A 23,127-nucleotide genomic window follows, 5' to 3' on the forward strand; every position below is an offset into this window, starting at 1 on the left:
ACCGGAAAGGCGCACGAGCCCGAAGGGCCTATCCGGAGACCGAGCGTCCCGCGGACTTGAGGTCGTTGCAGGCCTCGATGACACGGGCGGTCATCCCGGCCTCGGCCTTCTTCAGGTAGCTGCGCGGGTCGTAGACCTTCTTGTTGCCCACCTCGCCGTCGATCTTCAGCACTCCGTCGTAGTTGCTGAACATGTGGCCGACGATCGGACGGGTGAAGGCGTACTGGGTGTCGGTGTCGACGTTCATCTTGACGACGCCGTAGCTCAGCGCCTCCTCGATTTCCGACTTCAGCGAACCCGACCCGCCGTGGAAGACGAAGTCGAACGGCTTCGCGCCGTCCCGCAGGCCGAGCTTCGCGACGGCGACCTTCTGGCCGGTCTCGAGCACCTCGGGACGCAGCTTCACGTTGCCCGGCTTGTAGACGCCGTGCACGTTGCCGAAGGTCGCTGCCAGCAGGTACTTGCCGTTCTCGCCGGTGCCCAGAGCGTCGATGGTCTTCTCGAAGTCCTCGGGGCTGGTGTACAGCTTGTCGTTGATCTCGGCTTCCACACCGTCCTCTTCACCACCGACGACGCCGATTTCGACCTCGAGGATGATGTTCGCGGCCTTGGAGATAGCAAGGAGTTCTTTGGCGATCTCGAGGTTCTCGTCGATCGGCACGGCCGAGCCGTCCCACATGTGGGACTGGAAGAGCGGGTTGCGGCCGGCGCTGACGCGCTGCTGAGAGATTTCGAGCAGCGGCCGGACGAAACTGTCCAGCTTGTCCTTGGGGCAATGGTCCGTGTGGAGGGCGATCGTGACGTCGTACTTCGCGGCGATCACGTGTGCGAACTCGGCCAGCGCGACAGCGCCGGTCACCATGTCCTTGACGCCCAGGCCCGAACCGAACTCCGCGCCACCGGTCGAGAACTGGATGATGCCGTCACTGCCCGCATCCGCGAAACCCTTGATAGCGGCGTTGATGGTTTCGGACGAAGTGCAGTTGATGGCTGGGAAGGCAAAGGAGTGCTCCTTGGCTCGACCAAGCATCTCGGCGTAGACCTCGGGAGTCGCGATTGGCACGGCGGCAGTCCTCCATAAACGTGTCGATTTCGCGCACGCGATCAGCGCAGCGCGCGATGTGGTCCTAGCAGTATGGCAATACCGGTAGCCTACGTCGCCCGGTGGCTGTCGTGGCACCTCGTTTCCGGGCCGTCCGAGACCGGACAGGAATCGTTGACCTGCAGTATTCCGATACTCCGCGCATACGCCGGTACGCTGAGGGCCGTGATTGTGCAGGCAGCATCGGATTCCGTGACCAACCTCGCGTTGATGCCGGGGTTCCTCGACCCGGTGAACCTCCTCAACTCCTTCGGCACGTGGGTGCTCGTCGGACTTCTCCTGGTCGTCTTCATCGAGTCGGGATTGCTGTTCCCCCTGCTCCCCGGCGACTCGCTTCTTTTCACCGCGGGTCTCATCGCGGCGTCGAAGTCGACGGAGATCGAACCGTTCGCCCCCATCTGGGCACTATTGGTTCTGATCCCGATTGCCGCGATCCTCGGCGACCAAGTGGGCTTCTTCATCGGTAGCAAGGGCGGAACGGCGCTCTTCAAGAGCGACGACGCCCGGTTCTTCAAGAAGAAGTACATCGACGAGTCGCACGCGTTCTTCGAGAAGCACGGCCCGATCACGATCATCCTGGCCCGCTTCGTGCCCATCGTCCGCACGTTCGCACCGGTGGTCGCGGGCGCATCGCGCATGAAGTATTCGCTGTTCCTGACGTACAACATCGTGGGCGGCATCCTCTGGGGTGCCGGCGTCACGCTGCTCGGCTATCTGCTCGGCCAGATCGAGTTCATCCGCGACAACGTCGACATCATCTTCTTGTTGATCGTGTTCGTGTCGGTGCTCCCGATCATCGTCGAGGTCGGCAAGCGTGTCCTCAAGGCTCGCCGGGGAGAGACGGCTGCTCCCGAGGCCGCACGGCCTGTCTCCACCCCCACCGATCCCTCCTGATCGAGATCGAGGCAATGCGCTGACCATGGTCGTATCGGCATCTGGCACCTTCGGGCCCCTCGTCTCCGCCGGCCCTGCGCTGGTATGGGTCATCGTGCTGGCGTTCGTCTTCATCGAATGTGCCGTCATCCTCGGGCTCTTCCTGCCAGGTGACTCGATGCTGATCACCGCGGGCATCGTGCTCGCGGGTCACGAGTCGGGAGCAGGTCACGTGTGGGCCCTGTCGGTCGGCGCGATGGTCGCTGCTATCTGCGGAAATCAGGTGGGGTACGTCATCGGGCACCGCACCGGCAACCGCATCTTGGCGCGCAAGGGCGGCAAGTACCTCAACTACGCCAACCTCCACCGGGTGAACATCCTGTTGGAACGTCACGGGTTCTGGGCTGTGCTCATCGCCCGCTGGATCCCGTGGGTACGTACCCTTTGCCCACTCGTTGCGGGGGCAGCGAAGATGAACCACACCAAGTACACCGTCGCCAGCAGCATCGGCGCCGTGTTCTGGGCGCCGGTGCTGCTGCTGATCGGGTTCTACTGCGGTTCCTTCCTCGACCGGGTGTCGTGGTTGATGCCGGTGGTGTTGGGCGGCATGGTTGCACTGCTGGTGATCGGCACTGTGGTCGGCATCTGGCACTACCGCCAGGAAATGGCCCGTCCGCCCGAAGAGGTGGAAGTCGAGGAAGTTCTCGACTAGTGCTGATGCACCGCTTCCCACTCGGGCAGCGGGTCGTCGAAATGCACCCACTCGGCCGGACCGGACGCCCATTCGTCGTCGGTGAGGAGCGCCGAATCGAGGATGCGCGCAGGCGCCTCCGGGTCGAGCCGGACACCGATGAAGACGATCTCCTGACCGGGCGTCTCCTCCGCGCCCGACCACAGCTGCGCCGGTTCGATCACCAGATTGGGTCCCGCCTGCGACCAGATCGCCGCAAGGTCCGGGCGGCTCGCTATCCAGCAGGACCCCTTGCTTCGTAGCAGTCCGGTGAACTGGCCCAGAGCCTGGTCGAGCCGTGCGGGATGGAACGGCCGCGTCGCCCGGTAGGTGACACTTCGGATCCCGTACTCCTCCGTTTCAGGTGTGTGGCCGCCCGCAAGCTCCTCCGCCCACCCGGGCGCCAGGGCAGCCGACTCCGGGTCGTACAAACCGGTGTCGAGAACGTCGGCCAGGTCGACCACACCACGTGTGGTGCGCCGGAGTCTCGCCGTCGGATTGAGTCTGCGCAGGAGGGCCTCGACCGTGCCGGCTGTGCGCTCGCTCACCAGATCGGTCTTGTTCAGCAAGATCACGTCGGCGAACTCGACCTGGTCGACGAGTAGGTCGGAAATGCTGCGCTCGTCGCCCTCTCCCGCCTCGAGGTCGCGCTCGTCGAGGCGCTCACCCCTCGCGAGCTCGCCGACGAACGTCGACGCGTCCACCACTGTCACCATGGTGTCGAGCGCCGCGACCGTGCCGAGGCTGAAGCCGTCCTCGAATTCCCAGTCGAACGTGGCGGCGACGGGCATGGGTTCCGAAATGCCCGTCGACTCGATGACGAGGTGGTCGAACCGTCCCTCCTCGGCCAGGCGGGCGACCGCCTCGATCAGGTCCTCGCGGAGCGTGCAGCAGATGCAGCCGTTGGTGAGCTCGACCAGCTTCTCCTGCGTCCGATCGAGATGTCCCTGCCCTGCGACGAGGGCGGCGTCTATGTTGACCTCACTCATGTCGTTGACGATCACGGCGACACGCCGGCCGTCCCGGTTGGCGAGGATGTGGTTGAGAAGAGTGGTCTTGCCCGCGCCGAGGAAGCCGGACAGGACGGTGACAGGAAGTGGACGAGTCATCCGGAAATGATAACTGTTTTCATAAACGAGCGATTCGAGCAGCCACTCCACCCGATGCCACCGTCGTCGTCAGGGGAAGTACGCGGTGGCGTCGGGCGAAGGACGGGACTAGAGGGCCACCCTGCCCGACGTCTGCGCGTACTGGCTGGCCGGACGTTCCAGCCCGAAGTGGTCGCGCAGCGTCGTACCCGAGTATTCTGTGCGGAACAGACCCCGCTCCTGCAGGATCGGCACCACCTTCTCGGCGAACACCTCGAGACCTCCCGGGTAGTACGGGGGCATCACGTTGAAGCCGTCGGCTGCTCCCTGGGTGAACCATTCTTCGATGGTGTCGGCCACCTGCACCGGCGTTCCCACGAACACTCGGTGTCCTCGGGCGCCCGCGAGGCGATGCAGCAGCCCTCGCAGCGTCGGACGCTCCCGCTGCACGATGCCTGCGACCACCTGCAGCCGGCTCTGCTGGTTGTCCGTCACGTCGCCGGCGTCGCCGAACAACTCGGCGGGCACGGGGGCATCGAGGTCGAGGTGGCGCACCTGAGTTCCGGTGATGCTCTCGAGCTGGGCGAGGCCGTACTCGGGGGAGGTCAGCTCGTTGAATTCGCGTTCGAGATCCTTTGCCTGCGCCTCGGTGTCGCCGATGAACGGGCTGATTCCGGGAAGGATCTTCACGTGGTCGGGGTTGCGTCCGAACTGCGACGCACGTCTCTTGATGTCTGCGTAGAACGCCTGCCCGTCCGACAGTCGCTGATGGGCGGTGAAGATGGCCTCGGCGTACTGCCCTGCGAAGCTGCGTCCCTCGTTCGACGCACCCGCCTGTACCAGCACGGGGTGACCCTGCGGCGAGCGCGGCGCGTTGAACGGTCCGCGGACCCGCAGGTGGCGTCCAACGTAGTTGATCTCATGAATTTTCGACGTGTCGGCGTAGACACCCCCGGCGGTGTCGAGAACGATGGCGTCGTCTTCCCAGCTGTCCCACAGCTTGACCGTCGCATCGACGAATTCGCGTGCCCGCGCGTATCGGTCGGCGTGGTCGGGATGACTGGAAAGGCCGAAGTTCGCCGCCGCCAGATCCGTTCCGGTGGTGACGATATTCCAGCCGGCCCGGCCCTTCGAGATGTGGTCCAAGGAGGCGAACAGACGCGCGAGGTTGTAGGGCTCGAAGTACGTCGTGGACGCGGTGGCGATCAGCCCGATCCGTTCCGTGACTGCGGCGATCGCCGTCAGCAAGGTGATCGGTTCCAGCGCTCCGGCCGCGCCGTGCCCGGCATCGCTACGCAGCGCGGGACCGTCCGCGAAGAAGAGTGCATCCAGTTTCGCCGCCTCCGCAGTCCGCGCGATCTCCTGGAAGTAGTCGACGTCGAACAACCGCTCCGGTGAAGTCAGCGGGTGACGCCAGGCCGATTCGTGGTGCCCGGCCGGATAGATGAACGCATTGAGACTCAGCTTCCGCTGTTGATCTGACATACCGAGATGTCTAGCAGCGCGGAAACCGCCTGCCCACGGTTAAGTTTCGTGTGATCGAAACGCACTACCGCCGGGGATACCCGGCGGCCGAGACCGCGTGCGCCGCCTCCATCAGCATCCAGCCACCCAACTGGACGGAGAGGTCGCGCTCGGGGATGTCGGACGAACGCACCGTGCCCCCGGTGAACGCCGCGATATTCCTGCCGAGACCGGGAAGCCGGGCCTGCTTGCCCCAGTCGGCGCCGAACAAGGGCTGACCCTCGATCTGCAAGCGGTTCTCCCACGCAGCTTCGGCAGAGGTGAGCACGATCTGCGCTGCGATCTCACGCGCGCGGATGTCGTCATGGTTCTCCCAGGGCAACATCACCGCGGTCAGCGCCAGATAGCGGGCGAGGATACCGTTGAACAGACCACCGTCTCCCCCGCCACCGCCGCGAATGACCCCACCCGGAGCCAGGTGCTCGTCGACGGCGTCGACCAGCCGGTGAATGCGGCCTCGATGCCGCGGCGCACCGAGACGCACCGCCAGCTCGGTTTCGAGCCCGAGGACGACCCCCTGGCAGTACGAATAGATGACCCTTTCGGCCTCACCGCCGCGATGGATCCCATCGATGACGAGGCCGGTGTTCTCGTCCAGCAGTGTGTCGTCGATCCAATCCGCGGTGGCCTGTGCCCGCCACAGTTTGCCTGTGCGGGCCAGCATGATTCCGGCCGGGCCGTTGGCCGGAGCGTTGTAGAAATCCGAGCCCTTGCGCCAGGGCAGCCCGCCACCGTCGGGATCCCAGGCGTCGAACAGCTGAGATTCGAGTGTCTGCACCGCATTCCGGTTGTCGATCAAGTGCGTGCGCTGCGCGCGCTCGAGCGCGATGCCCAGCCACGCCATGTCGTCGTAATAATTGTTGGTCCAGCCCGTAATGTTCCGAAGGCGGTGACTACGAGCCAGTTTCACGATCCGACGGCGACGACGCGGAGTGGGGTCGCGTTCGAGTGCGTCGACGGCGCAGTCGATGAGGTGCGCCTGCCACCAGTAATGCCAACTGACGAACAACCGTTCACGTTTGACCGCCGGCCAGGCCACCACGCCCAGCGTGGTGCCCGGAAGACCCCACAGCCGGCGAAGATGCCTGCTCACCACCGCTTCTTCAGCGGCGTCGGCGCGCGCCGACCACTCGTCCTGCATGAAGGTTGATCTTGCCTATTCTCCGGGCGATCCGCTACCACGCCCGACCGAGGTCGGCGTGCTCCCGCACCCACGCATGCATGGCAATGCCTGCCGCGACACCCGCATTGATGCTCCTCGTGGAACCGAACTGCGCAATCGATACGGTCATGGCTGCAACCTCTTTCGCCTCGTCGGTGACTCCGGGACCCTCCTGACCGAACAGCAGCATGCAGTCCCGCGGCAGGCTCGCGGTTTCGAGCGGAACGGAGCCAGGCGTGTTGTCCACGGCCACGATCGTGAGACCCTCCTCACGCGCGAACTCGACCAATTCGTCGATGCTCGAGTGGTGCCTGACGTGCTGGTACCGATCGGTGACCATCGCCCCGCGCCGGTTCCAGCGCCGCCGTCCCACGATATGAACTTCCGCGGCGGCGAAGGCGTTGGCCGTCCGCACCACGGTGCCGATATTGGCGTCGTGCCCGAAGTTCTCGATCGCCACATGCAGCGGGTGGCGCCGGCTGTCGATGTCGGCGACGATGGCTTCACGTGTCCAATAGCGGTAGGCGTCGACCACGTTCCGTCGGTCACCGCCGGCCAGCAGTTCGGGATCGTAGCGGGGATCCGTCGGGACCGGTACGTCGTGTTCTTCCGTCCACGGACCGACACCGTGAGTATTCTCGCCCCACTCGGTAGGGCCCGGCTCGCCCGACTCGGCCAGGACCGGAAGTGAACCCACCTCTGCGCCCATCATGAAATCAGAACGTCTCGTTGGAGTCGGGTGAGACCGTGAATCCGTGGGACGTCTCGTCGTTGACACACGTCACAGCGGTCGCTGTGGTGCTGCAGGAGTAGCCGAGTTCGGTGAGCTTGGATCCGGCAGGCAACACCGGATCAGGTTCGGCATCGCCCGAGGTGTACACGAGGCCACCGGCACACATGAACGCTCCCTCACCCTCGTTCTCGACGCGAATGCCGTGGCCCCAGTCGACCATGCAGTCTGCCGGCCGCGGCGGGACCGGACTGGTCGACCCCTGGCATCCCGCCTCCGTGCGACTCGGCAGCTTGATGATGCCGCACTGGAATGCGCCGTCCGGGGAGGTGAAGAAGTACGACTCGTTGTGCTCGTACGGAACGTCGACGAGGGTGGTGGTCGGTGCTTCCGTCGTCGTGGTCGGCGCGATCGTGGTCGTGGTGGTCGTGACTGGCGGAACCGTGGTGGTGGTAGTAGTCACCGGCGCTGCGGTGGTGGTGGTCGTCGGCGGAGCCACCGCCTCGGACGAACCCCCACATGCTGCGAGCGTCAGAGCAGCACCAATGCTCAAACCTACCAACGACACCCGACGCCACGCCATACGGCCACCTCCACATACTTGCCTGCTGCCGACACTGCACTCTAACGGCACCACTGCCCGGCGTCCCCGCGGCGGTCTACCCTGGACACGGAGGCACAACGATGAATCATCAGCGAATCGTGCGTACGGTCTGCTTCATCACAGCCGGTTACGTCATCGTCCTCGCAGTCTGGCTGGGATGGTTGATCGAGCACACCCCCGAGGCCACGATTCCGTACCAGATCATGGGACTGGTCGCCGCCTTCGGGTCGGCGCTCGGGTTCGGCATGATGGCCGCCGAACGACCCTCCCGGGCAGACCGCCAACTCGCGCGGCGCGGGCTCGAAGGATGGGCCAGCATCGAGCGCGTGACCCCGCTTCGCCGCACCCCCGACAACGGCGAACTGACCGAACTGGATCTGCGGTTGACCGTGCCGGGGTCCGAGAGCTACTCCGGACGCGTCGTGTACGAGGTGCGGCGCGAGGAGGCCACCCGTTTCGTGCCCGGCGAAACCATCACGATCCTGGTGGACCCGAACAATCGGGACCGCATCATGCTGTGCCTGTGACCCGGCGACCTGTGTTCCGGCGGCGCAGCGCGAGCATCCCCTCGACCAGCAACAGTTGCGCGGCGGCGTAACTGGCGAGGATCAGTCCTTCGGAGGCAGCCCTGCCGCGGCCACTTCGCACGAACAATCTCCGCACCACGATCAGCCCGTCCGACGCCGTGAACAGCACCCCGCCCAGACCGAGCCAGCTGCGCCGGTCGCCGCTCGGTATCGCCACGCTCGCAACGACGCCTGCGCCGGGGGCGAGGGACGGATCGGCAGCCAGTGTGGACGTCGTAGCCAAGGCTGATCCATAAGCAGTGAGGGGCGCAGCGACACCGGCGGACCGAGCCCGCAGCAACACGGCCGCCCCGATCCAGCCGGCCAGCCGCGGACCCCACGCCGCCGGAATGGGACGCGCACCGTTGCGCAGCAACAAAGCCGAGTAGCACGCCTGCATGACCGCGAAGGCCGAAGCGCCCCGCACCAGGCGGGCCTCGTCATCCGGGTCGATCATGAAGACGTCACCGACCGTCGCACCCGTGAGCCCGGCCAGCAACAGCGCCGCGTCCACGGAGTCGGTCGCGCCTCGCCGGCGCACGACCCGGGCCGCCAGTGCCGGAGCGATCAGAGGCTTCGCGAACTTCTGCAGTCGCTCGCGTCTGGTCACAGCGCCGACCACGGTGGCCACAGTCGCCCCCGCGAACACCATGTGCTCCAGACCCCAGTCATCCTTCGACGTCACATCTTCCTCCCACACTTGCGGTCGCGCCGAGGGTACCGCGCGCTCGAGTGGTTGACTGGAGGTTGGAATGCGACGGTGACGAGGGCGATCGTGAGGCAAAGGTCATGGCAGTACAGGCACGCGCGGCAGCCACCCGCCATCAGGTCCTGGAAGGCGCCGCGCTCAGCTTCGAGAAGCTCGGCTACGGCGGCGCCAGCCTGAGCCGGATACTTGCGTACTCCAATGTCACGAAGGGTGCCTTGTACTTCCATTTCGAGTCCAAGGAAGCCCTCGCCTGGGCGGTGATCAAGGAGCAGCACGCCATGTCGATGCTGGCGGCGCAGCGAGTGCTCGCCACGGCCCAGTCCCCGATGGAGGCTATCGTCCTGTGCGCCAAGGAAATGGCGCGGCAACTGCTGACCGAACCGATCGTCCGGGCGGGGGTCCGTCTCACCCTCGAACTCGGCAATTCTCGCGGACCGGCCACCGATCCCTACATCGACTGGACCGACACGCTCGTGGCACTGGCCGTCAAGGCGACAGCCGCGGGTGAGCTTCGGGCGACGGTCGATTCCGCCGCTCTTGCCCGCTTCCTGGTGAGTTCCTTCACCGGGATGCAACTCGTGTCCGAGGCACTGAGCGGTCGAGCCGACCTGTACGAACGCCTCGCCGACATGTGGGCGCTGCTGCTCCCCTCGATCGCCGCCCCCGACATGTTGCCCCGATTACTCGAGCTTGCCGCCGCACGTGACGACCTCGTCTCCTGATTGCCGAGGCACGAAGCGAGCGCACGACGGCTCGCCACCCCGGACTCCGATGACGTCGATTCGGCCCCATTCATTTCTTCGGCAACATCATTCGGTCTGCTTGGGATGCCCCGTGCCCTGTTGCCGCATCGCCGGTTGCGAACCGCAGGTCCCACAGCCCCCCGGCCGCCAGCGGCGCGACGCGCTCACCCCGCTTCGGGCTCACCGCTCCGGCACCGGCACGGCCCCGAAGTCGCCCTTGGACGGCGGTTGACCAGGCGATCAGGGCAGGGTGTACCGGGCGAACATGTGCCACCCAGCGAAAGCCCAGAGGCCGACGAGAAGTAGTCGTCCGGGCAGCCGGGCCCACAGCGCGGAGACGACGTTCGCAAGGCTCGACCACCGTCCGCCGGCTCGGCGGCTGTACAACTCGATGCCGATGCCGGTGCCGATCAACATCAGCCAGATGATCGTGACTATCACCTCACCCTCCCGCGGAAGAATGGGGTCGCACCCACCTGTGGTACATCCGGACGACTGGGCCTCCGCCGATAGCAAGCCATCCGCAAAACAGGACGAATCGAACCGGATGCCACGCCAGCGCATGATCGATCACCGTGCTGAGTGTGGGAACGGTGGTGGACCGGCCACCCAGGGCGAGACCGAGTCCTTCGAGGCCGGCGGCAACAAAAAGCAAAACCAGCCACGGGAGCACCGAGCGTAGCGTGATCTCCCCTGCCCGTGGCGTGCCGTTGTCCCGAGGTTCGGGAGCGCCGCCGATGACGGCCGCACCTGCCAGCAGAACAACGGGTATTCCGACGGCGATGTAGGCAAGGCCCGTGAACGGCTCCAGTCCGGTTGCCCAGTATGCGTAGAGCGCCGTGATCACCAGCCCGGCTACACCAACAGCACTGGGCACATCAACTTTTCGGAGAAGCGATTTCATCACCAGCCACCCTCACCCTGGTCCGTCGCGTGCTGCTCCGGCCGCCAGGGTCGCACCCGCGCAACCCTGGCCGCCCGGCGCCTGACCGGTCACCGTCCCCGACGCCACCACCGCCGCGGTCGCGGCGTCGGCGACTGGTTCTCTGCGAACGGCGGGTTCTCTACGGACGGCGGCAGCGATGGGGGCGGCGTGCGCACCGCTCGGCGGTCCATTCGCCACTGCGACACCACCTCGTCCGCGTCGACGGGGCTGACCGGCACTCGCGGACCGGACGGCGCGCGCAACCAGGCCACGATTTCAAGGTTGAGCTGATGCACGATCTCGCGCACCGCGTCCTCCGACGGTATTCCGCGGACCGTCTCGGGGAGCCGCTCGATTTGCTTGCGCAACTGCAGCGGCGTGGGTAGCAGTGCGTCGAGGGGCAGGTTCTCGCGCCGCAAATAACCCTTGACCCACCACAACTCGTCATCGACGTCGCCGGACAGTGGTATCGGTTTACCTGCTCCGGGAAGGTTGTCGAAGTCGCCGCGCTCCTGCGCCAGCCGGATCTGCTTGTCGATCCAGCTCTCGAAGCTCACCTCGGGAGGCTTGCGCTCGGTCATACACCGATTCTCCCAGGATGTGCGGCACTGCGGCAGCAAGTCGTGGGTCGCCGAATCTCCCCGAACTCGGCGCGGACCACGTCACCGACCCGTGGCAGACGCTCTGCATCCGCGCACCGATTCGCGGGACTCGCCGGCCAATCCCTCAGCATCCGGCCAAAGGAGTCTTGAATCTATCGACCGGTTCAAACTCTACCCTCCCGTGAGGGTAGAGTCTGCGCGGGTGGACGAAGGATTCGCGCGGATCGTCTTAGTCCGCAGACCCGACCCTCGGCGCCACGGCGGCGCTTCGACTCGACAGCACTGTGCGCCTGCACTGGTGCGAACGGAGTGAATGGCAGTGCCCCAGAACGACCGGCCCCAGCACGACGACCGCGTCCTCGACGAAGGGTCTGTTCGTGATGCCTTTCGATCTCCTCGCCGATTGAAGACTGAGGTACTGGCCGGACTGGTGGTCGCGCTGGCCCTGGTCCCGGAAGCGATCTCGTTCTCGATCATCGCCGGGGTCGATCCCCGCGTGGGTCTGTTCGCCTCCTTCACCATGGCGGTGACGATTGCCATCGTCGGCGGCCGCCCCGCGATGATTTCCGCGGCGACCGGTGCGATCGCCCTCGTCGTCGCGCCGCTGTCGCGGGAATACGGCATGGACTACCTGATCGCCGCCGTCCTGCTGGCCGGTGTGCTGCAGATCGTCCTGAGCCTGCTCGGTGTCGCGAAACTGATGCGATTCATCCCGCGCAGTGTGATGGTCGGCTTCGTCAACGCTCTCGCGATCTTGATCTTCACCGCGCAACTCCCCCACCTGATCGACGTGCCCGCCCTGGTCTATCCGATGGTCGCGGCCGGACTGCTGATCATGGTGTTCCTGCCCAAGCTCACGACCGCGATCCCCGCCCCGCTGGTGGCCATTGTGCTGCTCACCGCTGCCACCGTGATCTTCGCGTTGAACGTCCCGAACGTCGGCGACGAAGGCGAGCTACCGTCTTCGCTGCCGTCCTGGGTGATCCCGGACGTGCCGTTCACCATGGACACGCTGTCGATCATCGCGCCCTACGCGTTGGCGATGGCCCTGGTGGGCTTGCTCGAGTCGTTGATGACCGCGAAGCTGGTCGACGACATCACCGACTCCCACTCGAACAAGACCCGCGAAGGCTGGGGGCAGGGTGTGGCGAACATTGTCACCGGAATCTTCGGCGGCATGGGCGGCTGCGCCATGATCGGCCAGACCATGATCAACGTCAAGGTCTCCGGAGCCCGCACCCGCATCTCCACCTTCCTGGCCGGGGTGTTCCTGCTGATCCTCGTCGTCGGACTCGGCGACATCGTCGCGCTGATCCCGATGGCTGCCCTGGTCGCGGTGATGATCATGGTCTCGGTCGGCACCCTGGACTGGCACAGCATCGCCCCGAAGACGTTGCGGCGCATGCCCCGTAGCGAAACATTGGTCATGCTTGCGACCGTCGCGGTCACCGTTGCCACCCACAACCTCGCCTATGGGGTGATCGTCGGTGTCGTCACCGCAATGGTGCTCTTCGCCCGCCGGGTCGCGCACCTGACCGAAGTGGTGGACGTTGCCCACCCCGACGAGAACACCCGCATCTACAAGGTGCGCGGCGAACTGTTCTTCGCCTCGAGCAACGACCTGATCTACCAGTTCGACTACGTCGGCGATCCGGAGAACGTCATCATCGACCTGTCCGACTCCCACATCTGGGATGCCTCGACCGTCGCGACCCTCGACGCGATCACCACGAAATACGCTGCCAAGGGTAAGAACGTGGAGATCGTCGGCCTCAACGCCGCCTCCGCCGAACGCCACGTGCGCCTGAGCGGGCAGATGGGTGCCGAGCACTGACATCATCAGTGCCCGGACGAATGCAGAGAAAGGTGAGCAGATGACGGACCGCATCGAGGGTTCGACATTGCGGCACATGCAGATCGGCGAGGTCGCCGAACGCACCGAACTGTCGATCAAGACGATCCGCCACTACGACGAGGTCGGCCTGGTACGGCCTTCTGAGCGCAGTGCCGGCGGCTTCCGCCTCTACACAGATGCTGATGTCCAACGCCTGCTCGTCATCCGGCGGATGAAGCCGCTCGGATTCACCCTCGACGAGATGCGCCAGCTCCTCGACTCGCTCGAGATTCTGGCGTCCGACCCCGCAGCCGACGAACGCGCCGACGCCCAGGCATTCGTCACCGACTGCCACACGCGGGCGGAGGAAAGCTGCCGCAAACTCCGCACACAAGTCGCCTACGCCGAAGAGTTGACCGCCCTGCTCGCCGACCACGCCGCGACCGAGTAGGCACCCGGCCCCTCACCGATACGGTTTGAAGGCCACCGAACCGGGCATGCGTTGTACACCTTAGATCGACTACGCCCGGAGGCAATGATGAGCAGACCACTGACAGGTCGCGGCGACGAAAACGACCCGCATCGAGTGACCGATATCGACGGTCGTTCCGTCGACGGTCGTTCCGTCGACGTCGAGCAACGAGTAGTCACCAAACCCGCACGTACCAGTACTGCTGCCGCATTCGCCCTCGCTATTGGTGTTGCCGCCCTCGTCTGCGTGCTGATCGTGATCCTGTCTCCGGTCGGACTGGTGCTGGGCATCATCGGGCTGATTCTCGGCATCCTCGGACTGAGGGCGTCCCGCAAGGTGGGTATCACCGGTAAAGGCGTGGCGATTGCCGGCACTGTACTGAGCGCGCTGGCGATCGTCATCTCGATAGCTTTCGCGGCCGGAATGGTCACTGTGCTCAACAACGACAGTGCCGTCGAACGAATCGAGCAGGAACTCGACAAGATGCGGGACAAGCTGCCCGATAGCGTCGAGGTCCCTCAGCCGTAAGTTTCCCGAGCCATCTCTCGAGCTTTCCAGCCGCTCCGTGCGCCTTTCTGGTTGCCACCGCTACCAGAAAGGCGCACGGGCGCGGAGCGCCACTTGCCATTGCGCCTTCTTCCTTTTACTGTGACATCGAGTCTCAGTTAATTATCGGTGACCGTTCCACCTCGGCCCAGGAAGAGGACATGACAGTGAGTGCCCCGCAGCAGGCCGGCGTCGCCTCCCAGGCCTCCGAGGCCGAACGGCATCTGTCGGTCGTCGTAGTCGGCGCCGGTCTGTCCGGCGTCGCCGCAGCGGTCAAGCTGGAAAAGGCCGGAATCACGGACTACCTCGTGCTCGAGAAATCAGCACGCGTCGGCGGCGTGTGGCGGGAGAACACCTACCCCGGTTGCGGTGTCGACATACCCGCACCGGTGTACTCGTTCTCCTTCAATCCCAACCCGCAATGGCGGAGCAACTTTGCACTACAGCCGGAACTGCTGTCGTATATCGAGAAAACGGTCGACAAGTTCGGCGTCCGATCCAAGATCTCGATGCACACGGAGCTGATCGAGGCAGCGTGGTCCGAAGACCGCCGACGCTGGGTCCTCGACACCACCCAGGGCACGATGGTCGCCCAGCACGTCATTTTCGCGGCAGGACCGATCACCGAACCGAAGACACCAGAACTCCCCGGAATCGACGGCTTCGCCGGCGAGATCTTTCACTCGGCGCGCTGGAATCACGATGTCGATCTCACCGGCAAGAGGGTGGCGGTGGTAGGAACGGGCGCGTCCGCCGTGCAGTTCATTCCGGAGATCCAACCGGACGTGGCGCAGCTGTACGTCTTCCAGCGCACTCCCGCCTGGGTCGTCCCACGTCTCGACTTTCCGTTCCCGCGCATGGCGCAATGGGTGTTCGGTCGAGTTCCCGCCGTACAGAACGCATTTCGGCACGTTCTGGACGTGGTGCTGCGGACCCTCACCCTGGCGATGCGGCGCGAACGAACCGCACGCCTACTCAACCCCATCGGCACCCGCTGGCTCGCGGCCCAGGTGCCCGACCCCGAGCTCCGAGCGTCGCTCACCCCGGACTTCACCTTGGGGTGCAAGCGACTCCTGCTGTCCAACACCTATCTGCCTGCACTGACGAAGCCGGGCGTCGAGCTGATTCCCCACGCGCTCGTCGCGGTCGAGGGGCAGTCGGTGGTGGCCGCCGACGGCACCCGACGCGAGGTGGACGTCATCATCTTCGGTACCGGATTCGATGTGAGCCACCCACCCATCGCGAGCCGCATTCGCGGACGCGACGGACGCCTTCTGTCGGAGAAATGGGCAAAGAGTCCCGAGGCCTATCTGGCCACCACCACTCCTGGCGCACCGAACGCCTACATCATGCTCGGCCCGAACATCTTGGTGTACAACTCGTTTCTCGGACTGGCCGAGACCCAGCTCGACTATGTCATCGACGGCTTGACCAAGGCCGAACAGCAGAACATCGAAGTACTCGAGGTCCGCGAGGAGCCGTTCCGCGCATTCAACGACGCCGTCCAGAAGGGCCTGGCCCCCACGGTCTTCAACAACGGCGGATGCAGTAGCTACTACCTCGACGCCGACGGCAAGAACTTCGCGGCCTGGCCGTGGTCCACCGGATCACTGCGACGCCGCCTCGCCCGATTCGACCTCGAGAACTACGCGGTCCGGCCTTACCGGCACTCGTCGTCCGCCCATTCCACAGGAAAGTCGTCATGATCGAGATTCATCACACCGCCGTAGCCCAAGCTCCGCTCGCCGCCTGTTTCGCGTATCTCGACGACTACACGCACGTGCCGTCCTGGCTTTTCGGGATCACCCAGTTCGATCCCGTCGGCGAACCCGTCCGCGGACTCGGTGCCGTCTACAACGCGGCGATGCGGGTCGGCCCCAAGACACTGGGCTCGGTCGTCGAGATCACGGCGTGGGAAGAGAACGCACTGATCCAGCTCGATTCGATCGACGGCCTCACCACCCACTCGCAGTGGCGATTCGAGCCTGTCAGCGAAGAAGCGACCCGACTGACCGTCGACTTCCACTACGAGCTTCCCGGCGGACTTGCCGGGAAGGCGCTGGCGCGGATCGTCGAACCGTTTGTGGCGCAGGCAATCCGACACACCGATGCCACCCTGCGGCGTCAGGTGGAACAGGCGGCGCAGCGCTCGTCCTGACCCGGGTGGCGGGCATCCTGACCCGAGAACGAAGGTCGTCACGGCCGCGGATGCCGACTGATCTGCGCTCTGGTGTCAGCCACAGGGCGCTGCCACTGGCCCGTGAGCAAGCTGCTGCCACGATTCGACTGTCGAGGGATCGGGTGTGTTCGCGCACACCCTGGCCTCGGCAGTGTGCGGGTCGAGGTCGAGTACTCGAACGGCGCCGGCTTCCCCCGTCGCCATCAGCACGTCAGACCGGGCACCGAACGCAACTCGCCATCGGACCGTTCCATCCGGTACCAGTGAACCGCCCAGCGCGCGCAGGTGTAACACGTCCCAGATGCGCACGGACTGGTCGTCGCTCCCGGTGGCCAGGATCCGGCCGTCGGGACTGAACGCGACCGAGCGGACGGTGCTCGTGTGACCGGACAGCACCGCGGCTTCACCTGGTTTGTCGCCGGTCTCCGCGGTGAGGGGCCACACGCGGATCGTCTGATCGTCGCTGCCACTGGCCAGGGTGCGCCCGTCAGGACTGAAGGCGATGGCGTTGACCGCACCGTGGTGACCGCTCAAAGTCCGGACAGCACCGGGCCTTTCGGGGCGGGACACGTCCCACAATCGCACCGTCTTGTCACTACTGCCGGCCGCGAGGACACGTCCGTCGGGGCTGAAGGCAACGGCGTTGATCCATCCGGCGGCGCCGGAAAGCGCACTTCCCACCTGGACGGGACGCGCCCTGTTCGCGAGGCTCCAGAGGGTGAGCGACTGGTCGTCCGCAGCGGTGGCAAGCAACGCCCCGTCCTGACTGAAAGCCAACTCGTGGGTGTAGCGCGCGGCGATCTCGAGGGGTGGTCCGGCCGGAACGGCCGTGCCGCCGGCGACGTTCCACAGCTGCACCTCCCCCGTGCCCACGCCCGCGGTCGCGAGCACCGAACCATCCGCCGACAAAGCGACGTTCTCGACTCCCACACCGCCCCCCGACAGTAGCCGTGCAGTGAGCACTGGCGGATGCCCGTTTCCCATCCGCCACAAGGCAATAGTCCCGTCCCGGGACGCCGTGACGGCGACGGTTCCGGACCCGTCGAGCACGGGTGTCGTGACCCGCAAGGTGTGTCCGGCGACGACTGCGGTCGGTAGCGCCCACTTTCGCACAGTCCCGTCCTGACCTCCGGTAACGACCGCCTTGCCGTCTCGGGTGAACACCGCAGTCGTGAGTCCGCCGCTGCTTCCAGCAAGGGGTTTTCCGAGCAACGTCGGCCGGTCCGGGTCGATCAGCGACCAGACCCGGGCGGTTCCGTCCCAGCTCGCGGAGACAAGCGACGAACCGTCCGGACCGAAGGACACCGACCAGACCGCGGCGTTGTGCCCGATCAGGGGTTCTCGGGTGGCGACCGGCGAACCCGGGCGGTCGAGGCGCCACAGCCGAACGCTGTGATCGTCGCTCCCCGTCACGAGAAGTCGCCCGTCCGGGCTGAAAGCGACCGAATGCACGGTGTCGGCATGCCCGACCACCCGGCCGGACGCCACGGGGTGCGCCGGATCGCTCAGATCCCAGAGCATCGCCGTGTGATCGTCGCTTCCCGTGGCGAGCGTTCGCCCGTCGGCGCTGAAAGCCACTGTGCGGACAGCGCCCGTGTGACCGCTGAGCGGTGCTGCACGGTCCCCTACAGCCCTCGGATCTTCGATGTTCCACAGCCGGGTCGTTCCATCGTCACCGGCGCTCGCAAGGGTGCGCCCGTCGGGGCTGAAGGCCACCATGTACACAGCTCCGGAGTGCCCGACGAGCGGCTGCCCCAGTTCGGTGGGCCGGGCGGGATCGCGGATGTCCCACAGCCGGACTGTGCTGTCACCACTGCCGCTGGCGAGCATTCGCCCGTCGGGACTGAAGGCCACGCTGGTGACCCAGCTCGTGTGCCCGGTGAGGGACGCCGCGAACGAGCCGCGGGTCCCGGTGGCCGCCGGGTTCCACAATCGGATCGTTCGGTCGTAACTGGCGGACGCGACTACTCCGCCGGGCCCGACAGCCACGGAATAGACTGCACCGTCGTGGCTTCCGAGTCGGTCGGCGAGCGGGGCATTCTGTGACGCGAGCAGCATCGACCTTGCGGTGTCGTCCTGAGGCCGCAGCTGGGTCGCGAGCAACGAAAGCCGGGCCGACATGGACGGATCGGGGTTCTGCGTGCGCGCGGCCTGCGCGAGAATTTCCGCGAACTGTGCCGTCGTGCGCTCCTCGTCGGCAGACACTCGCTGCGCGTGCGCCGTGAGTGCCGCGATCGTGGTGAGGACGGTCAGCAGTGCCAGCGCGGTGACAGCTCCTCGGCGTCGCAACCGGGCGAGACGGTCGTGTCGCCTTCCCGCCGCCAGGAAAGAACGCGTCGACGCACCCATACGGCCTGTGCGACTGTCCGCTTGCCACCGAAGCGCCGCATCCAACCGCACGCCCCGGTAGAGCAGCGAACCGTCACGGTCATGCCTCTCCCACTCCAGGGCGTCCTTGTCGATCCGCTGATGCAGGACGGCGACCGCCCGATCCTCGCTCAGCCACACGGCAAGCCGTGGCCACGCCTCGAACACCGCGTCGTGCGCGAGTTCGACCCCCGACGCATCACGGGTCACCAACCGCGCAGCGGTCAAGGCATTCATCGCGCTGGTTCCGGCACTGGTATTCGAACATCCCTCGAGGACCTGCGGGGGGCTCAGGCTGCGCCGAGTATCCGGACCGTCATCGCCGACGGCGACGAGCCGCATCAGTATCTGCCTCGCCGCCACCTGTTCCGCGGGGGTCAGCGCTTCCCAGACCGCCTCGGCGGTACGCGCGACAGCACCGCGTACCCCGCCCACGGACTCGTAGGCCCTCACGGTGAGGGAATCACCTGCCCGTGCCTCCCACGTTGCCAAGAGGGCGTGCCCCAGCAGCGGCAGGGCACCCGAGCTGTATGCAGCGCCGTTTCCGTCGCCGAGGTCGCGCACGATGATGTCGACGAGGCCGGGCTCGAGCGGAACACCCACCAAGGCGGCAGGACCGCTGACGGCCGTCCGAACCTCGTCACGCGTCATGGGTCCGAGAACCATCTGGCCCTCTTGAAGACGGACCGCCAGATCGGGGTAGTCCACACACCGCTCGTAGAAATCGGCGCGCACGGCCACCACCACCGCGTCGACCGGCGTTTCGGAATACGCGCGGCTTCGCGCGGTCTGCACGAGCACACCGACGAAGCGCCGCCGAACATCCTCGTCCCGGCACTGTGTGAAGAGTTCCTCGAACTGGTCGACGATAAGAACGCACGGCGTCTCCCGCTCCTCGTCGAAGGAGCGTTCGAGTGTGCCGACGGGGTCGCGGCCCGGAGTGAGGGTCACGACGGAACGGCCCCGTTCCAGCGCCGGGACGAGCCCGGCGTGGAGCAACGACGTCTTCCCCGAACCCGACGCCCCCACCAGAACTGTCAGCGCGACGTCGTCATCGCTGTCGAGGACCGCGGCGAGGAGAGCCGAGGTCGCCCGTTGCCTCCCGAAGAAGTACCGGCTGTCCTCGACACCGAAGGCTGTCAGCCCGCGGTACGGGCATTCGGCGGTTTCGGGCCCCCGGTCGGTGGCCCCCGCGGGGCAGTCGCGACCCGCGTCACCGCGCGCCGGTTCGCTGCGCTGCGCCCGCTCCCAGAGCACCTGCCACTGCCGGATCGAGTAGAGCCCGTCCGAACGGGGGCCGGGATGTCGGGTCCGGGCCGCACCGATCAGGACCCGCAGGGTCGGGACCAGACCATCGAACCGGGCCGGCACATTGCGACCGGTACGCCAGTCGGAGAGGCGTTGCGCGGACACGAACACAGCCCGTCTCGACTCGGTGACGGGAATCGTGGAGTTCGCGCGATCGGCGAGCCGTTTCAAAACGGGGCGACCGGCCAATTCGTAGAGCAGCGCGAATCGTTCAGCGAAAAGCACTCGGGGGTGATCGTGGTCACCGGGATATTCCATCAGCGCTCCGAGTTCGAATTCCCGCACACCCGCGGACACAAAGGTGCGCAGTTGTTATCGCAGATTCGGGACCGGCAATCCAAGTAATTGAGACCGAGATCATAGAACTACCACTCCGCCGCGATCTCGCCGCCACCGGGCCGGATCCGGTCCGGATGGAATTTTATGCCCTGCTACCAGGACCGATGACTTCGGTGTCCGTTTCGGAGTGAGCCAAGACCAACTCTACGGACAAAGCTGGTTCCGTTCACCGATCAATGGCCAAGAATCAACGGGGCACATCGGGATTCTCATCACACTCGGCATTTTTCGAATAATGCCCAGCACTCCATTCTCCGCACGAAAGGGCATATCCAGATATGAGGCAATTCTTCGTCATCCTCGCCGCTGCACTGATCGCAATGGCCGCAAGCACCGGCTCGGCCGGTGCAGTGGAAACGACACCCCAGACCAGCACAACCACGGCGGCCCTCACCTCGGACACGACCATTTCCGCCGGCGTGATCGGGGTCGCAAATCCTGCCGACGCCGAAACCGCTGCGCCGTCGGCGGCCGGGTCGATCATCGTGCGGACGATTCGGGAATGCGGGATCGGAGCGCTCGTGGGAAAGACGACCGACGAACTGTCGTTGCAGAACGTCATCGTATTCGTCAACGCCGTAGGGCAGAGGCTGGCCGCGGTCGCCGCGGGCCCGCTGGCCATCATCACCGTCGCCGCCTACGGCTGCATCGAACGCGCCCTCACGAGCCTGCGCCCGGACAGCGGAGAACGCTGATGCACGTGACCTCGATCGATCGCTACGACATCGAACCCGGCACGCTCACAGAATGGACCCTGCTACCAACTGCGGCTTCACTGAAGTCGGATATTCCGCCCAGCTACAACCAGCGTTTCCACCTCGACACCGCCCGGGCACACGGATTCGGTCGCAGCGTGTGGATGGCAGGCAGCCTGGATCTGCCGGGCACACTCGACCGCAGCGCTGTACGGCGCACATTCGAGATATTCATCCGTAGGCACGATGCACTGTGGACGGGCTTCGACGTCCATCCCACACGCATCGAGCGCCTCATGGTGCCACCTGATGCCATTGCGCTGAAAGAATCACATCCCGTCCGGTTCGACAACCCCGTGTCGCTCCGCGCACACCTGCGCACCCGCTTCACCGCGGAGTGCGACCCCCTGACGTTTCCCGCCTATCTTTTCGCCATCGTGCAAAGGCCCACATCGAGCACCGTCATCGCGGCGTTCGACCACACCATCGTGGACGGGCTGTCCCTCGTGATCGCGTTGCGCGAATTACGGCAGATCTACGACCTGATCACGTCAGCACCGGCGACGGACGACACGCAGATCGGAAAGGTGCTCGGCGACCCGGGAAGTTTCATTTCGTACTGTGAAACGGAAGCCGTGGATACGGCCATCGACGACAGCGATCCGAGAATCCGGGCGTGGTCGAACTTCTACGAGCGCTGCGGTGGGACAGCTCCCACATTCCCCTTGGACCTCGGCGTCGAGCAGGGAAGACCGGCGCGGCAGGCGTCCGATGTCCGGGTGATCCTCGACGGTCCCAGCACCGCACGGCTGGAAGAGAACTGCCTACGAGCAGGAGGCAGCATGTTCACTGGTGTGCTGAGCGCAATCGGTACCGCGTTGCAACGGGAAGGCGGCCCGCTCCACCTGCCACTGCAGTTTCCCCTGCACACCCGCCACAATCACCGGTGGAAGGACTCCATCGGGTGGCTCACTGCCACTGCCCCGATCGTGGTTCCGGTGTCAGCGGACGGGTCGTTCGAGTCGACGCTGACCGGCACTCACGCGTCGTTCCGCACCGCACTCTCGCTGAAGGGGCTGTCCATGGAACAGGTGCGTCGTGGAGTGGGTGACGGATACCGGCGAACCCGAACCGACCTGTTCATGGTCTCGTACATCGACTACCGCAAAGTCGCCTGCCCCGAAGAGCTTCGGGCGATGAACGCACACCACATCAGCAATGTGACGGTGTGCGATGACGCTCAGTTCTGGGTGTCGCGTACCGAAGAGGGGCTGTCGTTACGTTCGCGATATCCCGATACGGCGACGGCGCATTCCACGATCTCTCGGTTCCTCGATCAACTGGAATCGGTGTTCAGCGAGGTCGTCCGCAACGACATCACGACACCGGTCCCCGCGTATTCGTAATACGCACCGACCCGCTCCCCGAAGTGGCAGCGACGGGGTGATCACCCATCTTCCCGTCGCTGCCCTGAGTCAGTTCAGTCCGAGATCTGCGAGGCCGAGCAGCGACCGGTACTCCAGCCCCTCGGCCGCGATCACGTCGTCGGCTCCGGTGGCGCGGTCGACGACGGTGGCAACACCGACCACGGTGGCGCCCACGTCACGGAGCGCCTTCACCGCGGTCAGGGGGGAATTGCCGGTGGTGGTGGTGTCCTCGACGACGAGAACCCGCTTGCCGACCACGTCCGGTCCCTCGATCTGGCGCTGCATCCCGTGCGCCTTGGCTGCCTTACGGACGACGAACGCGTCGATCGGCCTGCCCGCCGCGTGCATGACGGCCATCGCCACCGGGTCGGCTCCCATCGTGAGTCCACCCACCGCGTCGAAGTCCCAATCCGACACCAGCTCACGAAGCAATTTCCCGATCAGCGGGCCAGCCTCGTGATGCAGCGTCGCGCGGCGCAGGTCCACGTAGTAGTCGGCTTCCTTGCCCGAGGACAACGTCACTTTGCCGTGCACTACAGCCAGCTTCCGCACCAGCGCGGCCAAATCCTCGCGATCACTCATGACAGAAACCCTACCCACCG

At 65.6% G+C, this 23,127-nt stretch carries 23 protein-coding genes; 11 read left to right on the forward strand and 12 right to left on the reverse strand.

The features are described from left to right. Positions 1 to 28: 28 nt before the first annotated feature. On the reverse strand, positions 29 to 1,063 hold the full coding sequence (gene fbaA / locus R4P95_RS15900; RefSeq protein ID WP_213576773.1) for a class II fructose-bisphosphate aldolase: 1,035 nt from the start codon (positions 1,061 to 1,063) through the stop codon (positions 29 to 31). 249 nt (positions 1,064 to 1,312) lie between these two features. Here fbaA and R4P95_RS15905 point away from each other — a divergent pair, with 249 nt between their 5' ends. Both R4P95_RS15905 and R4P95_RS15910 read left to right on the forward strand, forming a co-directional pair. After that, a complete protein-coding gene (locus R4P95_RS15905; protein WP_249354612.1) occupies positions 1,313 to 1,996 on the forward strand; it encodes a VTT domain-containing protein in 684 nt (227 codons plus the stop codon). A gap of 25 nt (positions 1,997 to 2,021) precedes the next feature. Beyond that, on the forward strand, positions 2,022 to 2,687 hold the full coding sequence (locus tag R4P95_RS15910; protein WP_213576771.1) for a DedA family protein: 666 nt from the start codon (positions 2,022 to 2,024) through the stop codon (positions 2,685 to 2,687). On the opposite strand, the gene R4P95_RS15915 is transcribed toward R4P95_RS15910, so the two are convergent. From R4P95_RS15915 to R4P95_RS15935, 5 genes are all read right to left on the reverse strand, one after another. Beyond that, positions 2,684 to 3,814 carry a GTP-binding protein gene (locus tag R4P95_RS15915; protein ID WP_213576770.1) on the reverse strand — a complete coding sequence of 377 codons (1,131 nt, stop codon included), beginning with the start codon at positions 3,812 to 3,814 and terminating at the stop codon, positions 2,684 to 2,686. The two genes, R4P95_RS15910 and R4P95_RS15915, sit on opposite strands and share 4 nt — an antisense overlap. Positions 3,815 to 3,922: 108 nt before the next feature. Continuing rightward, positions 3,923 to 5,278, reverse strand: a complete 1,356-nt coding sequence (locus tag R4P95_RS15920; RefSeq protein ID WP_213576768.1) for an LLM class flavin-dependent oxidoreductase — start codon at positions 5,276 to 5,278, stop codon at positions 3,923 to 3,925. Positions 5,279 to 5,342: 64 nt separating this feature from the next. Further along, the gene (locus R4P95_RS15925) at positions 5,343 to 6,458 is read right to left on the reverse strand and encodes a glycoside hydrolase family 76 protein (protein ID WP_213576767.1); all 1,116 of its coding nucleotides are present in this window, start codon (positions 6,456 to 6,458) and stop codon (positions 5,343 to 5,345) included. Positions 6,459 to 6,492: 34 nt separating this feature from the next. Beyond that, a complete protein-coding gene (locus R4P95_RS15930; RefSeq protein WP_213576766.1) occupies positions 6,493 to 7,191 on the reverse strand; it encodes a TrmH family RNA methyltransferase in 699 nt (232 codons plus the stop codon). A 4-nt stretch (positions 7,192 to 7,195) separates the two neighbouring features. Beyond that, the gene (locus R4P95_RS15935) at positions 7,196 to 7,792 is read right to left on the reverse strand and encodes a DUF6636 domain-containing protein (protein ID WP_213576765.1); all 597 of its coding nucleotides are present in this window, start codon (positions 7,790 to 7,792) and stop codon (positions 7,196 to 7,198) included. A gap of 101 nt (positions 7,793 to 7,893) precedes the next feature. Here R4P95_RS15935 and R4P95_RS15940 point away from each other — a divergent pair, with 101 nt between their 5' ends. Further along, complete coding sequence (locus R4P95_RS15940; protein WP_317745995.1) at positions 7,894 to 8,340, forward strand: hypothetical protein; 447 nt, start codon at positions 7,894 to 7,896, stop codon at positions 8,338 to 8,340. On the opposite strand, the gene R4P95_RS15945 is transcribed toward R4P95_RS15940, so the two are convergent. Beyond that, positions 8,324 to 9,031: a lysoplasmalogenase gene (locus R4P95_RS15945; protein ID WP_317746111.1), complete on the reverse strand. Its 708-nt coding sequence runs from the start codon at positions 9,029 to 9,031 to the stop codon at positions 8,324 to 8,326. The two genes, R4P95_RS15940 and R4P95_RS15945, sit on opposite strands and share 17 nt — an antisense overlap. A 137-nt stretch (positions 9,032 to 9,168) precedes the next feature. Here R4P95_RS15945 and R4P95_RS15950 point away from each other — a divergent pair, with 137 nt between their 5' ends. Beyond that, positions 9,169 to 9,810, forward strand: a complete 642-nt coding sequence (locus R4P95_RS15950; RefSeq protein WP_317745994.1) for a ScbR family autoregulator-binding transcription factor — start codon at positions 9,169 to 9,171, stop codon at positions 9,808 to 9,810. 261 nt (positions 9,811 to 10,071) lie between these two features. Here the strand turns inward: R4P95_RS15950 and R4P95_RS15955 are convergent, their stop codons facing one another. The 3 genes from R4P95_RS15955 to R4P95_RS15965 all read right to left on the reverse strand — a co-directional run bounded on the left by R4P95_RS15955 (position 10,072) and on the right by R4P95_RS15965 (position 11,337). After that, positions 10,072 to 10,272 carry a DUF6186 family protein gene (locus tag R4P95_RS15955; protein ID WP_317745993.1) on the reverse strand — a complete coding sequence of 67 codons (201 nt, stop codon included), beginning with the start codon at positions 10,270 to 10,272 and terminating at the stop codon, positions 10,072 to 10,074. Between the two features lies 1 nt (position 10,273). Further along, positions 10,274 to 10,735, reverse strand: coding sequence for a hypothetical protein (locus R4P95_RS15960; RefSeq protein WP_317745992.1), 462 nt, complete (start codon positions 10,733 to 10,735; stop codon positions 10,274 to 10,276). Between the two features lie 89 nt (positions 10,736 to 10,824). Further along, on the reverse strand, positions 10,825 to 11,337 hold the full coding sequence (locus tag R4P95_RS15965) for a DUF1992 domain-containing protein (RefSeq protein WP_317745991.1): 513 nt from the start codon (positions 11,335 to 11,337) through the stop codon (positions 10,825 to 10,827). Positions 11,338 to 11,671: 334 nt separating this feature from the next. Here R4P95_RS15965 and R4P95_RS15970 point away from each other — a divergent pair, with 334 nt between their 5' ends. From R4P95_RS15970 to R4P95_RS15990, 5 genes are all read left to right on the forward strand, one after another. Continuing rightward, positions 11,672 to 13,192 (forward strand): SulP family inorganic anion transporter, encoded by a 1,521-nt coding sequence (locus R4P95_RS15970; RefSeq protein ID WP_317745990.1) that lies wholly within the window; start codon positions 11,672 to 11,674, stop codon positions 13,190 to 13,192. Between the two features lie 40 nt (positions 13,193 to 13,232). Beyond that, positions 13,233 to 13,643, forward strand: coding sequence for a MerR family transcriptional regulator (locus R4P95_RS15975; RefSeq protein WP_317745989.1), 411 nt, complete (start codon positions 13,233 to 13,235; stop codon positions 13,641 to 13,643). Between the two features lie 87 nt (positions 13,644 to 13,730). Further along, the gene (locus R4P95_RS15980) at positions 13,731 to 14,192 is read left to right on the forward strand and encodes a DUF4190 domain-containing protein (protein ID WP_317745988.1); all 462 of its coding nucleotides are present in this window, start codon (positions 13,731 to 13,733) and stop codon (positions 14,190 to 14,192) included. 179 nt (positions 14,193 to 14,371) lie between these two features. After that, a complete protein-coding gene (locus tag R4P95_RS15985) occupies positions 14,372 to 15,916 on the forward strand; it encodes an NAD(P)/FAD-dependent oxidoreductase (protein ID WP_317745987.1) in 1,545 nt (514 codons plus the stop codon). Next, a complete protein-coding gene (locus tag R4P95_RS15990; protein ID WP_213576758.1) occupies positions 15,913 to 16,368 on the forward strand; it encodes an SRPBCC family protein in 456 nt (151 codons plus the stop codon). The genes R4P95_RS15985 and R4P95_RS15990 overlap by 4 nt, the downstream gene beginning before the upstream one ends. A gap of 75 nt (positions 16,369 to 16,443) precedes the next feature. On the opposite strand, the gene R4P95_RS15995 is transcribed toward R4P95_RS15990, so the two are convergent. Continuing rightward, positions 16,444 to 20,322 (reverse strand): hypothetical protein, encoded by a 3,879-nt coding sequence (locus tag R4P95_RS15995; protein ID WP_317745986.1) that lies wholly within the window; start codon positions 20,320 to 20,322, stop codon positions 16,444 to 16,446. Between the two features lie 359 nt (positions 20,323 to 20,681). Between R4P95_RS15995 and R4P95_RS16000 the strand changes: the two genes are divergently transcribed. Next, positions 20,682 to 21,098: a hypothetical protein gene (locus R4P95_RS16000; RefSeq protein ID WP_317745985.1), complete on the forward strand. Its 417-nt coding sequence runs from the start codon at positions 20,682 to 20,684 to the stop codon at positions 21,096 to 21,098. Further along, complete coding sequence (locus R4P95_RS16005) at positions 21,098 to 22,504, forward strand: condensation domain-containing protein (protein ID WP_397517716.1); 1,407 nt, start codon at positions 21,098 to 21,100, stop codon at positions 22,502 to 22,504. The genes R4P95_RS16000 and R4P95_RS16005 overlap by 1 nt, the downstream gene beginning before the upstream one ends. Before the next feature lie 69 nt (positions 22,505 to 22,573). Here the strand turns inward: R4P95_RS16005 and pyrE are convergent, their stop codons facing one another. After that, the gene (pyrE, locus tag R4P95_RS16010) at positions 22,574 to 23,107 is read right to left on the reverse strand and encodes an orotate phosphoribosyltransferase (RefSeq protein ID WP_109332769.1); all 534 of its coding nucleotides are present in this window, start codon (positions 23,105 to 23,107) and stop codon (positions 22,574 to 22,576) included. Between the last annotated feature and the right edge of the window lie 20 nt (positions 23,108 to 23,127).

It is taken from the genome of Rhodococcus sp. IEGM 27, assembly GCF_033142305.1.
GTDB classification, from domain to species: Bacteria; Actinomycetota; Actinomycetes; order Mycobacteriales; family Mycobacteriaceae; genus Rhodococcus_F; species Rhodococcus_F oxybenzonivorans.

Coding starts and splice junctions, on each gene's coding strand:
- R4P95_RS15915 (WP_213576770.1), bottom strand. CDS start 3,814: ATGACTCGTCCACTTCCTGTCACCGTCCTGTCCGGCTTCCTCGGCGCG.
- R4P95_RS16000 (WP_317745985.1), top strand. CDS start 20,682: ATGAGGCAATTCTTCGTCATCCTCGCCGCTGCACTGATCGCAATGGCC.
- R4P95_RS15920 (WP_213576768.1), bottom strand. CDS start 5,278: ATGTCAGATCAACAGCGGAAGCTGAGTCTCAATGCGTTCATCTATCCG.
- R4P95_RS15950 (WP_317745994.1), top strand. CDS start 9,169: ATGGCAGTACAGGCACGCGCGGCAGCCACCCGCCATCAGGTCCTGGAA.
- pyrE (WP_109332769.1), bottom strand. CDS start 23,107: ATGAGTGATCGCGAGGATTTGGCCGCGCTGGTGCGGAAGCTGGCTGTA.
- R4P95_RS15960 (WP_317745992.1), bottom strand. CDS start 10,735: ATGAAATCGCTTCTCCGAAAAGTTGATGTGCCCAGTGCTGTTGGTGTA.
- R4P95_RS15990 (WP_213576758.1), top strand. CDS start 15,913: ATGATCGAGATTCATCACACCGCCGTAGCCCAAGCTCCGCTCGCCGCC.
- R4P95_RS16005 (WP_397517716.1), top strand. CDS start 21,098: ATGCACGTGACCTCGATCGATCGCTACGACATCGAACCCGGCACGCTC.
- R4P95_RS15935 (WP_213576765.1), bottom strand. CDS start 7,792: ATGGCGTGGCGTCGGGTGTCGTTGGTAGGTTTGAGCATTGGTGCTGCT.
- R4P95_RS15985 (WP_317745987.1), top strand. CDS start 14,372: ATGACAGTGAGTGCCCCGCAGCAGGCCGGCGTCGCCTCCCAGGCCTCC.
- R4P95_RS15930 (WP_213576766.1), bottom strand. CDS start 7,191: ATGATGGGCGCAGAGGTGGGTTCACTTCCGGTCCTGGCCGAGTCGGGC.
- R4P95_RS15965 (WP_317745991.1), bottom strand. CDS start 11,337: ATGACCGAGCGCAAGCCTCCCGAGGTGAGCTTCGAGAGCTGGATCGAC.
- R4P95_RS15925 (WP_213576767.1), bottom strand. CDS start 6,458: ATGCAGGACGAGTGGTCGGCGCGCGCCGACGCCGCTGAAGAAGCGGTG.
- R4P95_RS15945 (WP_317746111.1), bottom strand. CDS start 9,031: ATGGTGTTCGCGGGGGCGACTGTGGCCACCGTGGTCGGCGCTGTGACC.
- R4P95_RS15940 (WP_317745995.1), top strand. CDS start 7,894: ATGAATCATCAGCGAATCGTGCGTACGGTCTGCTTCATCACAGCCGGT.
- R4P95_RS15905 (WP_249354612.1), top strand. CDS start 1,313: ATGCCGGGGTTCCTCGACCCGGTGAACCTCCTCAACTCCTTCGGCACG.
- R4P95_RS15975 (WP_317745989.1), top strand. CDS start 13,233: ATGACGGACCGCATCGAGGGTTCGACATTGCGGCACATGCAGATCGGC.
- R4P95_RS15995 (WP_317745986.1), bottom strand. CDS start 20,322: ATGGAATATCCCGGTGACCACGATCACCCCCGAGTGCTTTTCGCTGAA.
- R4P95_RS15970 (WP_317745990.1), top strand. CDS start 11,672: ATGGCAGTGCCCCAGAACGACCGGCCCCAGCACGACGACCGCGTCCTC.
- R4P95_RS15980 (WP_317745988.1), top strand. CDS start 13,731: ATGAGCAGACCACTGACAGGTCGCGGCGACGAAAACGACCCGCATCGA.
- R4P95_RS15910 (WP_213576771.1), top strand. CDS start 2,022: ATGGTCGTATCGGCATCTGGCACCTTCGGGCCCCTCGTCTCCGCCGGC.